Here is a 15,091-nt window from a genome sequence, read left to right as displayed (position 1 = left end):
TCAAGGAGGCTAAAGAACAGCCTTCTCGCCGGCTCGTCTTATGCCTGCCGCCCCTGATTAAGGCGCTTACGCTTTGAAGTTAGGAAGCTTCTATTTTAGGAGTGATATACATGTATCGCGAGCGCAAAAAATCATGGAGTTTCTTCCATGTATTAAATTATACCATCATCATATTACTTTGCTTATCTATTATTCTGCCATTTTTGAATATTCTTGCTCTATCCTTTAATGAGGGAACGGATGCACAGCGTGGCGGCATTTACTTTTTCCCAAGAGAATTTAGCATAGAGAATTATATAGAAGTTTTTAAGCAATCAACGGTCCTGAATGCTGCTGGAATTAGTATATTTCGGACGGTAGTCGGCACCGTGGCCAGTGTATTTTTAACGGCAATGGCTGCTTATGCCCTGAAAACAACGACGTTACCGGGACGAAGGGTTATTACTTTTTTTATCTTTTTTACGATGTTGTTCAGCGGCGGAATTGTTCCCTACTATTTAGTTTTAACAGACCTTAATTTAACGAATACCATTTGGGTTTACATTATCCCAAGTCTTTACAGTGTTTGGAATCTTTTAATTATGAGGACGTTCTTCCAGGGATTACCGGACAGTGTGATCGAGGCAGCAAGGATTGATGGTTGTGGTGAATTCCAAATCTTTTTGAGAATCATTCTTCCAATGAGTAAGCCAGTAATTGCAACCATTGCTCTATTTAATGCAGTTGCGCACTGGAATGACTGGTTTTCCGGTTCCTTCTACGTCAGAGACCCTGAATTAAAACCACTTGCCACGCTATTGCAAGAGATGTTGACAAGACAGCAAGCCTTAGCGGATGCCTTATTGAGAAACTCTGGGGCGTATGCAGCGTTAGAAAGAATTACTGTAACAGGTGACTCATTGAAAATGGCGACGATTATTATTGTGGTGGCGCCGATTATCTTGGTTTATCCATTTGTCCAAAAGCATTTTGCCAAGGGTGTTAATATTGGTTCGGTGAAGGAATAGGAGATGTATTTGATGAATAAACAACTACAATTCAGACAGGATGGCACCTTCAAAATTGTGCAATTCACGGATCTTCATTGGGAAAATGGTGATCAATTGGATGAAGATAGTAATCGTCTAATGGAACGAATTTTAATAGAAGAAAAGCCGGATTTGATCGTGTTTACCGGGGATGTTATTTACAGCCCGGCTAGTAAAAACCCAATCACCGCCTTTCGCGGGGCTCTTGAGCCGGTAGAAAAAATGAACATTCCTTGGGCAGCTGTGTTCGGGAATCATGATACAGAAGGGGATGTGTCGAAAGAGGAACTGCTAGCTGTTATGCAGGAGTATCCGAATAGTCTTACAGAAGCAGGAGTTGTCAGCGGGGCCGGCAATTATCTTGTACGCGTTTTGGACGCTTCAGGTGAGGCTGTCGAATGGGCCCTCTTCTTCCTAGATTCTGGGATGGATAACGCAAACAAACTGGTGGGTGGCTACGATTATATTAAACGGGACCAAATTGACTGGTACGTCAAAGAGTCAATGGCCTTAAAGGATAACGGCGGCCCTGCAGAGCTGTTATTTTTCCATATTCCACTTCCAGAATATAAGGAAGTATGGGAGAAAGGAAACTGCGTTGGTTCCATGAAGGAAGGGGAAATTTGCAGCCCTGTGGTAAATTCCGGACTCTTTTCAGCCATGGTGGAAATGGGGACGGCTAAGGGGACATTTGTCGGACATGACCACTTAAATGATTTTAGCGGTGAATTACATGGAATTCAATTATGTTATGGCCGGGCAACAGGTTATAACGGATATGGACAGGATGATTTCCAGCGCGGGGCACGTATCATCCAATTGCAGGAGGGGAACAGGAACTTTGAAACCTACCTTCGATTGGCGGACGGGTCCAAGGTTGTGCAGCAGAACACAGTGTCGAATGCGAATGTATAAAAAATACAGCTTAGGAGGTAGATAATGGTGTTTTGGACAGAGGAGAAAATTGCAAATCGAATAAAGGAATTAGATACATATCGCTATCGTGAGCGAACAACCATTTCGGAGTTTCGTTATCAATTGGATGGCACAGACGAAATTGTAGCGAGTCCTCCAGAAAATCATGAATGGTCCACCATCCGTCTGGGTGATCATTGGTCTGGGCGTGATTTATATGCCTGGCTGCAAACGGATATCGAAATCCCGGCAGCGTGGGAAGGGAAAGATGTTTTAGGAATCTTTGATTTTGGTAAAACAGGTGACGGGAATAATTCCGGCTTTGAATCAATGATCTATCTAAATGGGACACCATATCAAGGTGTTGACTCGAACCACCAAGAGGTGTTCATACCTGCTGCCTTAGCGGGGCAAAAGGTTGAATTGACGTTCCGCTTATGGTCCGGACTTGAGGGCGGCGGCGTACCGACACCTCAGGAACACAAACTGAAGCAATCGGAAATTGCCTGGCTGGATGAGGCTGCAGATGATCTTTACTATACCGCCATGGCCGTGTTAAGAACGGTTAAGGTTTTGAACGAGCACGCTCCGGAGCGTCTGCCGTTACTTACAGCACTTGATCGTGCCTTTTTACAGCTTGATTGGTCGAGACCAGGATCAGACGGTTTTTATCAATCCGTTGCCGAAGCACGTGATGTTTTGCAGCAGGAATTGAGCCAGCTAAAGAGCCATCACCCGGTGACGATTCAAGCGATTGGACATACACATATTGATGTTGCCTGGCTGTGGCGCCTAAGACACACCAGACAAAAGGCGACTCGATCTTTTTCAACGGTAATGCGTTTAATGGAAAGATTCCCGGAATACCTCTTTTTACAAACGCAGCCGCAATTATATGATTACATAAAAACAGATTTCCCTGAGCTTTACGAGCAAATTCAGGAACGTGTGAAGGAAGGGCGCTGGGAAGCGGGCGGCGGTATGTGGCTGGAAGCGGACTGTAATATTCCTTCAGGTGAGTCACTCGTCCGTCAGCTTTTAATGGGCACTCGCTTTTTCCGTGAAGAATTTGGGGCAGAATCCAGCTACTTATGGCTGCCGGATGTGTTTGGTTACAGCTGGGCCCTTCCGCAGATTTTGAAAAAGTCTGGCATTGATACGTTTATGACGACAAAGATCAGCTGGAACCAATACAATCGGATGCCGCATGATACGTTTAAATGGCGCGGGATTGACGGCACGGAGATCCTAACCCATTTTATTACTACAACGGATACAGATGATGATTGGAAGCATATTTACACCTATAACGGACAAATTCTTCCTGAGACCGTCTTGGGCACCTGGACGGAATACAAAGATAAACAGATTAATAAAGAATTACTGATTTCTTATGGCTATGGTGATGGCGGCGGCGGAGTAAACCGCGAAATGCTCGAGATGCGCCGTCGTTTAAATGATATGCCGGGATTGCCGCGTGTTGAACCAGGCAGAGCGGATGACTATTTCAAGCGACTGCAAAAAACGGTTGCGGAAACGGATCAATATGTTCATACATGGGATGGCGAACTTTATTTCGAATACCATCGAGGCACTTATACGAGCCAAGCGTATAACAAGAAAATGAATCGCAAGCTTGAACTGCTGTACCGGGAAGTTGAATGGCTGACGGTGCTGGACAGTCTTTTGGTTACAGACTTTGGAAAGTATCCGCAAGGGCAAATCAACGATGGATGGAAGATTATCCTGCGCAATCAATTCCATGATATTATTCCGGGCACATCGATTCGCGAAGTGTATGAAGATTGCCAGGTAGAGTATGAAGAGGCAGAACAGCTGGCAAGTTCTATCTACACTGATTCTATGAATTCTCTTGTACAGCCGGATCAAAACACTTACACCATCATGAATTCTTCTTCATGGGAGCGTTCAGGGCTGGTGGTGATTCCTAGTGAACAAGGTATGGAGCAAGGAGAATGGAAAACTGCGGGCGGCGAGAAATTAGCCTCCTGCCGTGAAGGAGATCAATGGCTTGTACAGGTTGATTCCGTGCCAGCAACAGGAATGAATTTGATTCATTTCGAAGGTGCAGCGAGGAAAGTGGATGAGCCTGTTCCGTTTGACGTTCAAGCTTCAGGAGTTAGAACTCCTTATTATGAAATCACCTGGAATGAACAGGGGCAGTTAACGAGGATATTTGACCGCCGCGTTAACAGGGAATGTTTAGCGAAAGGTGCAAGAGGGAATGTTCTTCAAGTGTTTGAAGACAAACCAATGAACTTTGACGCCTGGGATATCGACATTTACTACCAGGAAAAAATGCGGGAAATTACGCAGCTGCAATCCGTAAAGGTAACAGAGGTAAACAACCTGCGTTTGACTGTGGAGTTTGAATGGACCTATCTTGACTCAACAGTAAAACAACAAATGGTGCTCTATGCTTTAAACCCAAGGATTGATTTTGTGACCGATATTGATTGGCATGAGCAGAACCGCTTATTAAAAGCAGCGTTCCCTGTTGCTGTCCGGGCAACAGAGGCAACGTATGATATTCAATACGGCAATTTAAAACGCCCAACTCATTGGAATACAAGCTGGGATATGGCCCGCTTTGAGACCGTTGGACATCAATGGGCAGATTTATCTGAAAGAGGCTATGGGGTCAGTATCCTAAATGATTGTAAATACGGACACGACATTAAGGACAATGTCATTCGCTTATCATTATTACGTTCTTCAACAGACCCGGATTACTTACAGGATCAAGGGAAGCATGAATTTACCTATTCTCTTCTGCCGCATCAGGGAGATTGGGTCGAGGGGAATACCGTTCAAGCTGCGTGGGATTTAAATCAGCCGCTAAAGGCAGCAAAAGGTGCCGCGGTGAAATCAGCATTCTCATTATTCCGGATGTCAGCGGACAATATTATGATTGACGCCATTAAAAAGGCTGAAGACAGCGATCAGATTTTGGTGCGTGTCCATGAATATACCGGCAGCAGCAGCACTGTGGAAATGAGCAGTGACTTAAAGCTTACGTCTTGGCAGGAATGTGACTTAATGGAACGTCCAATCGGCGAAGCTGCTGGACAAGGAAGCATCCAATTTGAAATCGCTCCATATGAAATTAAGACGTTCCTAGTGGACATCGCGGGGCAATAAGGAGAGGGTACCATGCTAGAATCTAACCTGCTTCGCGTCATGACCTACAATATGCGGTATGCGGACGATACTCCACCTCATTCATGGAATGAGCGAAAAGAGTTAATCAAAGAAGTCATTCTGCGTGAAGCCCCGGATCTCATCGGAACACAAGAGTGCCTGTTCCGGCAAGTGAAGGATTTAACCTTGCTGCTCCCTGACCATGATTGGGTCGGTCTCGGCAGAGAAGGCGGAAGCCAAGGTGAATATATGGCGGTCTTTTTCAAAAAAGACCGCTTGGAAGTTTTAGAATACGGCCATTTCTGGCTATCAGATACACCAGCTGAAATTGGCTCCCGCACATGGGGAAATATTTGTCCGAGGATGGTGACGTGGATTCGGTTTCAGGACTTGAAATCGGAGACCACCTTCTACCATTTAAATACGCATTTGGACAATTACTCCTCTGAAGCGAGAATCAAGGGTGCGAAATTAATTGTTCAGCAGGCAAGAGAGTTATCCCCGGCAGAGCCTATCGTGTTAACAGGTGATTTTAATGAAGGAAATGGTTCGGAACCGTATCAACTGTTGACAGCAGAAGGAGCATTTACTGATACATGGTATGCTGCGACTGAGCGTGGTAACGAGGAGCTGGGAACATTTAATGATTTTACGGATAAAAACGGCGGAAATGACCGGATTGATTGGATTCTTGTTCATGGGGATATCACCGTCGAAGCAACGAAGATTATCGGTGATTGTCCGGAAGGAAGTTTTCCGAGCGATCATTTTCCGATTATTGCCGATTTAAAAATCTAAACAAACACAACGGGAATGGTTCTTGGAGGGATACAGATGAAATACTTAACGATTGATGGAATCGAAAATCAGCAGCCAGTCAAAATTGAAGTATCACCGCTTATTCTGGGCTCCGGCGATTTTTTTCAATTTGATCCAGAAAATGTTACAAAACTATTAGACACATTTTTGGAAATTGGTGGTAATACATTAGACACGGCCCATCAATACATCCGCGGCGAGGAAATTATCGGACAGTGGATGAAAGAGCGTGGAAACCGCGAAAGAATTACGATTTTATCAAAAGGTGCTCATAATGACGACGGCGAACTTGGCAAACGTGTCAATCCCCAGTCGATTACAAAGGATTTGTTTGAAAGCTTGGAGCGTTTACAAACAACGTATATTGATTTATATGCCCTTCATCGCGATGACGAAGAGGTTGAAGTGGGCCCAATCGTAGAGATTCTCAATGAACATATTAAAGCAGGACGAATCAAGGCGATTGGGGTTTCAAATTGGACTACCAAACGCTTGGCAGAGGCCAATGCCTATGCAAAAGAACACAATCTCATTCCATTTACCTTTAACAGCCCGAATTTAAGTCTTGCGAAGTGCCTTATCCCTCGCTGGCCAGGCTGTGTCTCTGCGGATGAAGAGATGGTTCATTATCATGAAAGTCTTCAATTGCCATTATTGGCATGGTCCTCTCAGGCGGGCGGTTTTTTCTCGGGTGCATTCACACCGGAAAACCGCGAGAATCAGGAAATGGTAGACGTTTATTATTCCGAAGAGAACTGGGAACGATTCGACCGGGCAAAGGAACTTGCCGCAAAGCTTGGCGTGACACCGATTCAAGTTGCCCTTGCCTATGTAATAAACCAGTCCTTCCCGACCGCTGCCATTATTGGACCTGAAAAGGTAACCGAGCTGATGTCCTCTTTCAAGGGCTCCCAGCTGGCACTAGATCATGATGTCGTCAAATGGCTTGATTTGCGATTAGCTGAAAAACCCGTTCTATTAAACTCTTAATTTTAAAATTAACAAAGGTTCCTTAGAAAGGTGATTGAACATGAAACATAAATTTGCTGCCCAGCTTTACACCTTACGTAATGAGCTTGAAAAGGATTTCCCCGGGGTATTACGAACGTTAAAAAACATGGGATGGGAAGCTGTCCAAATCGATGGTCTATTTGGATATCCAGCTGAAGAAATTGCTGCTGTGCTAAAAGAAACAGGCTTAAAGACAGCCGGCATTCATGTCAGTCTTGACCGACTGAACAATGAGCTGAAAACGGTATTAAGAGAAGCTGATCTTTTCGGAACAACGAATTTATACTGTCCTTATCTAGATGACAAATACCTAAATGTTGACGGCTATAGGCAGGTAAAACGGGAGCTCTTAGAAATCGCGAGAAAAGTTAATCCTTTAGGCTATCGTGTCGGCTACCATAACGAAGACTACGATTTTCAAACAGAAGTGGATGGGCAGTACGCTCTTACCTACATGTTAAAACCGGAAGGGAACCAATTTATCATTCCGGAGCTTGATACGTACTGGATTAAAAAGGCTGGAGAAGATCCGTTATCGTATATTCAGAAATTCCCAAACCGGATTCCGATTTTACACTTTAAAGATATGACAAATGATGAGCGACAAACCTTTGCCGAGGTAGGTACAGGAAGCATTGACTTTGAACCGATCCTCTTATGGGGCGAGGAAAATGGTGTGGAGAATTATTGTGTGGAACAGGATTATTGTCCAGGAAGTCCATTTGATAGTTTAGAAATCAGCTTAACGAATCTAGTAAAAATGTCAGAAAAACTGGGGCTATAATCAATCGTTAATAGTGTGACTATCAGTTCAAATGCCACAGTTCCGATACTGTGGTATTTTTGCAAAAAGGGCACGATCGTTAATTTATTTCAGTTTGAAATATCTATATGAATATAGAACGGAGGAGTTATTCATGAATCCCTTAACATTTGACCAATCCCGGCCGCTTGACCTGATTGCCATTGGCCGTCTTTGCATTGATTTAAATGCCAATGAGATCCATCGGCCAATGGAAGAAACAAGTACGTTTACAAAATATGTTGGCGGGTCCCCTGCGAATATTGCCATTGGATCGGCAAGGCTTGGGCAGAAAACAGGATTTATTGGCAAGGTGGCGGACGACCAGATGGGCCGGTTCATCACACATTACCTTGAAAAAAATGAGATTGATACCAGCAGTGTGACGATTGATCGGACAGGAGCCGTTACAGGTCTTGCTTTTACAGAGATTAAGAGTCCAAGTGAATGCAGCATCTTAATGTACCGCGACAATGTTGCAGATTTAATGCTGCATCCATCCGAAATCGATGAAAACTATATTAAACAAGCAAAAGCACTCATGGTTTCAGGAACCGCACTTGCAAAGAGTCCATCACGTGAAGCGGTTTTCCTTGCCCTTGAATATGCCGTGAAGCACCAAGTAACGGTATTTTTCGACCTTGATTATCGACCATATACGTGGACCGATGAAGCGGAAACCGCCATTTATTACAACTTGGCAGCTGAGAAATGTGATGTGATTATTGGAACACGCGAAGAGTTTAATATGATGGAAAGCTTGTTAAATCATACAGAGGCGGATGACAGTGTAACCGCAAACCGCTGGTTCTCCCGCCGTGCTGAGATTGTTGTCATCAAGCACGGGGGCGATGGTTCAATTGCTTACACAAAAGATGGGGAATCGCACCGAAGTGGAATTTTTAAAACGAATGTACTTAAAACCTTTGGTGCAGGGGATTCCTATGCCTCTGCCTTTATTTATGGATTGATGAAGGGCAAGGACGTCAGTGAGGCAATGAAAATGGGAAGCGCGTCCGCATCCCTTGTCATTTCCCGGCACAGCTGTTCTGACGCCATGCCGACAGCGAAGGAATTACTGCAGCAATTAAATACAGGTGTGTATGAACCAGTTTAATAGACGGGTCGTTTTCGTAAAAGAAAAGAGCCATTGAAATAAGGAGAGAGATCGTACATGACAAACACAACTACAGCACTATTGAAAAATTATATCGGGGGCGAGTGGGTTGCCTCCGCTTCAGATAAAACAGAAATCGTTGTAAACCCGGCTACAGGTAAGGCGCTGGCCGAAGTACCGTTATCAACGGAAGAAGATGTTGACCGTGCTGTTCAAGCTGCAAATGAAGCATTTAAAACATGGTCGCAGGTTGCCGTTCCGAAGCGGGCTCGTATTCTCTTTAAATATCAGCAGCTTCTGGTTGAACATTGGGATGAGCTTGCCAAACTTGTAACCATGGAGAACGGTAAAAGCTTTTCAGAGGCACAAGGGGAAGTACTAAGGGGAATTGAATGTGTTGAGTTTGCAGCAGGTGCACCGACATTAATGATGGGAAAGCAGCTTCCTGATATTGCTACAAACATCGAGTCCGGCATGTACCGGTACCCACTGGGTGTGGTTGGCGGAATTACTCCATTCAACTTTCCGATGATGGTTCCGTGCTGGATGTTCCCGCTTGCGATTGCTTGTGGAAATACTTTTGTCTTAAAACCATCTGAACGGACGCCAATGTTGGCTGCCCGCCTTGCGGAATTATTTGAAGAAGCAGGTCTGCCAAAGGGTGTATTGAATATTGTCAATGGCGCTCATGATGTCGTGAACGGTATTCTTGAGCATAAATTGGTGAAGGCCATTTCTTTTGTTGGTTCTCAGCCGGTTGCTGAGTATGTCTATAAAACGGGGACTGCTCATCTAAAGCGTGTTCAGGCGCTTGCCGGAGCCAAGAACCATTCGATTGTCTTAAAGGATGCAAATCTTGATGTGGCAGTGAAGGAAATTACGAGTGCTGCCTTTGGTTCTGCAGGGGAGCGCTGCATGGCAGCGGCAGTAGTAGCAGTTGAAGAGTCGGTCGCGGATGAACTTGTCATGAAGTTAAAACAGGCTGCCAATGAGATTGTAATCGGTGATGGTCTTGAGGAAGGGGTTTTCCTTGGACCGGTTATTCGTGAAGCCCATAAAGAGCGCACACTCGGATATATAGCATCGGGTGTTGAACAAGGAGCGACATTGGTCCGTGACGGCCGGGAAGATGAAGCGGTAAAAGGAGAAGGTTATTTTGTTGGGCCAACAATCTTCGATCATGTCACACAGGAAATGAAAATCTGGCAGGATGAAGTATTTGCACCGGTTCTTTCCATTGTACGTGTAAAAGATTTGGCTGAAGCTGTTGAAGTGGCTAATGCTTCCCCATTCGCAAATGGGGCCTGCCTCTATACAGATAGTGCAACGGCGATTCGTCAGTTCCGTGAAACCATCGATGCAGGTATGCTCGGAATCAACCTTGGCGTACCGGCACCCATGGCGTTCTTCCCATTCTCAGGATACAAAGATTCCTTCTACGGTGATCTGCATGCCAACGGCACAGACGGCGTGGAATTCTATACAAGAAAGAAAATGGTTACAGCGCGTTTCGTGAATTAGGAATTTTTTAAAGGGGAGGGGGAAGAAGGTTGGACGACGGCTGTCCGTCTGCTTCCCTTTCATTATTTCAAAGAATTTTCTTGTTGGCGGCTTTACATAAAGCCTTTGTTGATTGCAGATGTAGATTTTTCTTGCAGAGAATCGTTATGAAGGACAAAACTCGTTGGGAAGTCATCAGATTTGTCCTTCATTGACCTGACCTTTTATACCGCTCTATTAATAATCAACAATGATATTTAACTATAAAAAAAGCCTATTTTACTGTTTTGAGAGGAGAATGACCGGTGGGTACCATTCGTTTAACGACCGCACAGGCACTTGTGAAATTTTTAAATAACCAATATGTGGAGTTTGATGGCAGGAAAGAAAAATTTGTCAAAGGGATCTTTACGATTTTTGGTCATGGAAATGTGTTGGGATTAGGGCAGGCGCTGGAAGAGGATTCGGGCGAATTGAAAGTGTATCAAGGACGGAATGAGCAGGGGATGGCGAATGCAGCAATTGCATTTGCGAAGCAAAAACACAGGAAACAAATTATTGCCTGCACTTCTTCTGTTGGACCGGGTTCGGCCAACATGGTCACATCTGCTGCAGCGGCGACAGCCAATAATATTCCTCTGCTCCTCCTGCCCGGTGATGTCTTTGCCACACGTCAGCCGGATCCAGTATTGCAGCAAATCGAACAAACGCATGATTTATCCATCTCCACAAATGATGCATTTCGTGCAGTAAGTAAGTATTGGGACCGTGTCAGCCGTCCGGAGCAGCTTATGTCTGCAATGCTGAATGGTATGCGTGTCTTAACCAATCCGGCTGATACCGGGGCTGTTACCATTGCCCTTCCACAGGACGTTCAGGGGGAAGCGTGGGACTTTCCGTTACGTTTTTTTGAAAAGCGGGTGTACAGAATTGAGCGCCGCGAGCCTTCTATTGAAAGTGTCAATGATGCGGTGAAGCTGATTCAATCAAAGAAAAAGCCGTTGCTTATCCTTGGCGGCGGTGTCCGCTATTCTGAAGCTGCTGATGCGTTTTTACAGTTTGCGGAAGCTTTCCATATTCCGTTTGCGGAAACACAGGCGGGCAAAAGCGGAGTGGAAAGCGGTCATCGATTGAATCTGGGCGGGCTCGGTGTAACCGGCAACTTGGCAGCGAATACGATTGCGAAAGAAGCAGATTTAATTATTGGTGTCGGCACACGGTTTACTGACTTTACCACAGCATCGAAGCAGCTTTTTTCAAATTCAGATATTTTAACGATTAATATATCTGAATTTCACGCATCAAAGCTTGACGCGGTTAAAGTAGTGGCCGATGCCAAAGCTGGGCTTGACGCTATTTCCAGACAGCTGCAAGGCTATAAATCGAGCTATCAAAATGACATTAGCGAGGCAAAACAAAGCTGGCTGAATGAGCTGCATCGCATATCCAACATTTGTTACGGCGATAACTTTGTACCGGAAATCGCTGGGCATCTGGATGAAGAGTTGGCGGAATATAAAGAAGCGCTGGGCACAGAGCTTACGCAAACGAGTGTGATTGGAACATTAAACGATTGTCTTGATGATGAAGCGATTATCGTGGGGGCGGCAGGCAGTCTGCCTGGTGACTTACAGCGGATGTGGATGTCCAAATCCCGCAATACCTATCATATGGAGTATGGGTATTCCTTGATGGGCTACGAAATTGCCGGAGCACTTGGGGTTAAACTAGCCAATCCAAATCAAGAGGTCTATGCGATGACAGGTGATGGCAGCTATTTAATGCTTCATTCGGAACTGGTCACATCCCTTCAGGAAGGGAAAAAAATAAATGTCATTCTATTTGATAACTCTGGATTTGGCTGTATTAACAATCTTCAAATGGGCAATGGCATGGGCAGCTTTGGAACGGAATTCCGGAAACGAAATCATGAAACGGGTAACCTTGATGGTCCATTGATGACGATTGATTTTGCCAAGGTGGCTGAGGGTTATGGGGCAAAAACATACTCTGTCCGGACAATGGAAGAATTACAAGCAGCGATTGCCGACGCGAAACAGCAAAAGGTTAGTACACTGATTGACATCAAGGTGCTTCCAAAAACGATGACAAATGGTTATGACGCGTGGTGGCATGTTGGCTTAGCGGAGGTTTCGAAAAAAGAGACTATCCAGACTGCCTATACCGAAAAAGAGACTGCACTCGTAAAAGCACGTGCCTATTAATATAGTAGAAATAGCAGAACTGTAAAGAAGCTTCCGATTTCACTGCGGGTGAAAGGCGGAAGCTTTATAGGAGGAAAGAAGCATGTATGAAAAACTGGGTGAATTAACACAAGGATATACGGAAATCACGAGTATGGATGGTAAACATCCTGATATGCTGCAAGACATTGGAATTTATTCGCTCCAATCAGGAGAATCCGAAACGGTCAGCGAAGTAAGGAAAGAGAGTGCAATTCTCCTTTTAGAGGGGGAAGTCAGGCTTGAGTGGAACGGCACAATCCAAGATGTGAAGCGTGCTAATGTATTTGAAGAAGATCCATGGTGTCTTCACGTTCCAAAAGATGTCGAGGTGAAGATAACGGCACTTGCTGGCAGCGAGGTGCTCGTTCAGAAAACAGATAACGATAAGGAATTTAAACCGAAATTATATACACCGGAGGACTGCACCAGTACAGTAGCCGGCGAAGGAGTATGGGATGGAACGGCTGAACGTGTGATTCGAACCATCTTTGATTACAACAATGCTCCTTATTCCAATCTAGTAATTGGCGAAGTGATTTCTTACCCAGGGCGCTGGTCAAGCTACCCGCCGCACCACCATCAGCAGCCGGAGGTTTACTACTACCGATTTGATAAGCCTCAAGGCTTTGGCTGTGCCATGGTCGGAAGCGAGGCCTACCGTGTCGAGCATAATAGCTTTCTAACGATTCCGGGAAATCTCGATCATCCTCAGGCTACGGCACCAGGGTATGCGATGTATTTCTGCTGGATGATTCGCCACTTAGCCGATAATCCATGGACAGAGCGCATCATGGAGGAAGAGCATAAATGGCTTCTCGAACCTAATGCGAAAATCTGGCCTGAAAAATAAGGATATTCATCATAAGGAGGAACAGAAAAATGAAAGTCGATTACCATTTGCATCTTGAAGAAGGGCCATATTCATTACGCTGGCTTGATCGTACAAATATAGCCTTAGGCCATTTTTATCCGCAGCGTGAGGATTTACATACACTCGATTGGCTGAAGGAAAGTATGGAGCGGTTAAATGACCGTGTCCAAAAAGGTTCGTATGCACCAGAGTGGATTGATTTATATTTACAGGAAGCGAAGCGTAAGGGATTAAGTGAGGTAGGCATTGTTGACCACCTTTACCGATTTAAGGAAACAAGAGCTTATTTTGAAAAATATATGGATATCAGTGATACAGAGCTTGGAAATAAACAAAGGAACTGGCTGAACCAAGTCATGACGGAATCCATGGGCGATTTTGTTCAGGCGATTACTGCAGCGAAACCGCGCTGGGAAGCCGAGGGGATCACCTTAAGACTAGGCATTGAAGCAGATTATTTTCCGGGCGGCGAAGAGGAATTAGCGCAGCTGCTTGAAGCTTATGAGTGGGATTATGTGATTGGGTCAGTGCACTTTCTAAATGGCTGGGGCTTCGATAATCCGGATACCCAACAATTATTTACCACGTTCGATTTACACCATCTATACGAGGATTTCTTTGGTGTGGTGGAAAAAGCCATTCGCAGTAATTTGTTTAATTTTGTTGCTCATTTAGATAATCTCAAGGTATTTAATCATCGTCCAGACGAAAACGACCTTCTTCCACATTATGAAAGAATTGCGAAAGCATTAGTAGAAACGGATACAGCAACTGAGGTAAATGCGGGATTGTATTATCGCTATCCTGTCAAAGAAATGTGCCCGAGTCCGAAATTCCTAGACGTATTGCTTCAGAACGGTGTCGATTTCACAACGTCATCCGATTCCCACTTTCCTGATGATATCGGGGCATATGTCGACCTCAACACAGAAACCCTCTTAGCAAAAGGAGCGGTCAAAGTCGCAACCTATGAAAAGCGGCAGCGGATTTTGAAACCTTTGGGATGATGGGTGACAGGCACCACTAGGATACATGGAAAAGCAATTTTATTAAAGGGGGTACAGAAGTGGATTACTTTGGAATCTTTTATGAAGAACATTTACTAAAAAATATTGAGATCTATTTGCGGCTTGTCATTAGTGCCCTTCTTGGCATGTTTATCGGCTGGGATCGCAGTGCAAAGAATAAACCGGCGGGGCTGAAAACTTTCACCTACGTCTCTGTATCCTGTACTTTAATAACGATTATTTCTATTTATAGTGCCGAGGCCTTTGGCGGTTCCAATGTTAATAATCGAATGGATCCAATGCGTCTTACGGCTCAAATCGTTTCGGGACTGGGCTTTTTAGGTGCAGGACTTATCTTAAAGGATGGTTTACGAGTTAAAGGACTAACCTCTGCGGCCATGGTGTTTTTTGCGGGTGGTGTAGGAATCGGCATCGGGTCCGGCTTCTACGGTATTGTTTTTGCAGCCGTATTCATTACCTTCGTATTTACCAAAATCAGTCAAGTGATAGAAGACAAGCATAGTAAAGAAGATAAGTACGATAAAGAAGTCATAAGTACGAAAAAGAAACAGCATGGGTGACCATGGGGACGGTTCTGGTGGTTTTTGATTAT

The 15,091-nt window shown here is 44.7% G+C and carries 12 protein-coding genes; all 12 read left to right on the top strand.

Annotation, left to right across the window (positions count from 1 at the left end; genetic code table 11):
- Positions 1–110 precede the first annotated feature (110 nt).
- The 12 genes from AC2TFD_RS28115 to AC2TFD_RS28060 all read left to right on the top strand — a co-directional run bounded on the left by AC2TFD_RS28115 (position 111) and on the right by AC2TFD_RS28060 (position 15,059).
- Positions 111–1,007, top strand: coding sequence for a carbohydrate ABC transporter permease (locus AC2TFD_RS28115; RefSeq protein ID WP_484674446.1), 897 nt, complete (start codon positions 111–113; stop codon positions 1,005–1,007).
- Between the two features lie 12 nt (positions 1,008–1,019).
- Positions 1,020–1,943 carry a metallophosphoesterase family protein gene (locus AC2TFD_RS28110; RefSeq protein WP_484674445.1) on the top strand — a complete coding sequence of 308 codons (924 nt, stop codon included), beginning with the start codon at positions 1,020–1,022 and terminating at the stop codon, positions 1,941–1,943.
- Between the two features lie 27 nt (positions 1,944–1,970).
- On the top strand, positions 1,971–5,105 hold the full coding sequence (locus tag AC2TFD_RS28105; RefSeq protein ID WP_484676375.1) for an alpha-mannosidase: 3,135 nt from the start codon (positions 1,971–1,973) through the stop codon (positions 5,103–5,105).
- Positions 5,106–5,117: 12 nt separating this feature from the next.
- Positions 5,118–5,903: an endonuclease/exonuclease/phosphatase family protein gene (locus AC2TFD_RS28100; RefSeq protein WP_484674444.1), complete on the top strand. Its 786-nt coding sequence runs from the start codon at positions 5,118–5,120 to the stop codon at positions 5,901–5,903.
- Positions 5,904–5,939: 36 nt separating this feature from the next.
- Positions 5,940–6,914 (top strand): aldo/keto reductase, encoded by a 975-nt coding sequence (locus AC2TFD_RS28095; RefSeq protein WP_484674443.1) that lies wholly within the window; start codon positions 5,940–5,942, stop codon positions 6,912–6,914.
- A 40-nt stretch (positions 6,915–6,954) separates the two neighbouring features.
- Positions 6,955–7,719 (top strand): sugar phosphate isomerase/epimerase family protein, encoded by a 765-nt coding sequence (locus AC2TFD_RS28090; RefSeq protein WP_484674442.1) that lies wholly within the window; start codon positions 6,955–6,957, stop codon positions 7,717–7,719.
- 133 nt (positions 7,720–7,852) lie between these two features.
- Entirely contained in the window at positions 7,853–8,854 is a 1,002-nt protein-coding gene (gene iolC / locus AC2TFD_RS28085; protein WP_484674441.1) for a 5-dehydro-2-deoxygluconokinase, read from the top strand.
- Positions 8,855–8,911: 57 nt separating this feature from the next.
- A complete protein-coding gene (locus AC2TFD_RS28080; RefSeq protein WP_484674440.1) occupies positions 8,912–10,375 on the top strand; it encodes a CoA-acylating methylmalonate-semialdehyde dehydrogenase in 1,464 nt (487 codons plus the stop codon).
- Positions 10,376–10,659: 284 nt separating this feature from the next.
- Complete coding sequence (gene iolD, locus AC2TFD_RS28075) at positions 10,660–12,579, top strand: 3D-(3,5/4)-trihydroxycyclohexane-1,2-dione acylhydrolase (decyclizing) (protein WP_484674439.1); 1,920 nt, start codon at positions 10,660–10,662, stop codon at positions 12,577–12,579.
- Between the two features lie 82 nt (positions 12,580–12,661).
- A complete protein-coding gene (locus AC2TFD_RS28070) occupies positions 12,662–13,450 on the top strand; it encodes a 5-deoxy-glucuronate isomerase (protein WP_484674438.1) in 789 nt (262 codons plus the stop codon).
- Positions 13,451–13,479: 29 nt separating this feature from the next.
- Positions 13,480–14,478 carry a histidinol phosphate phosphatase domain-containing protein gene (locus tag AC2TFD_RS28065; protein ID WP_484674437.1) on the top strand — a complete coding sequence of 333 codons (999 nt, stop codon included), beginning with the start codon at positions 13,480–13,482 and terminating at the stop codon, positions 14,476–14,478.
- Positions 14,479–14,624: 146 nt separating this feature from the next.
- Positions 14,625–15,059: an MgtC/SapB family protein gene (locus AC2TFD_RS28060; protein WP_484676374.1), complete on the top strand. Its 435-nt coding sequence runs from the start codon at positions 14,625–14,627 to the stop codon at positions 15,057–15,059.
- Positions 15,060–15,091: the final 32 nt, after the last annotated feature.

The sequence above is a fragment of the Neobacillus sp. plas4 genome (assembly GCF_057221695.1).
The sequence above is the reverse complement of the archived record's forward strand: the minus strand, read 5'-3'. Positions and strand labels throughout refer to the sequence as shown.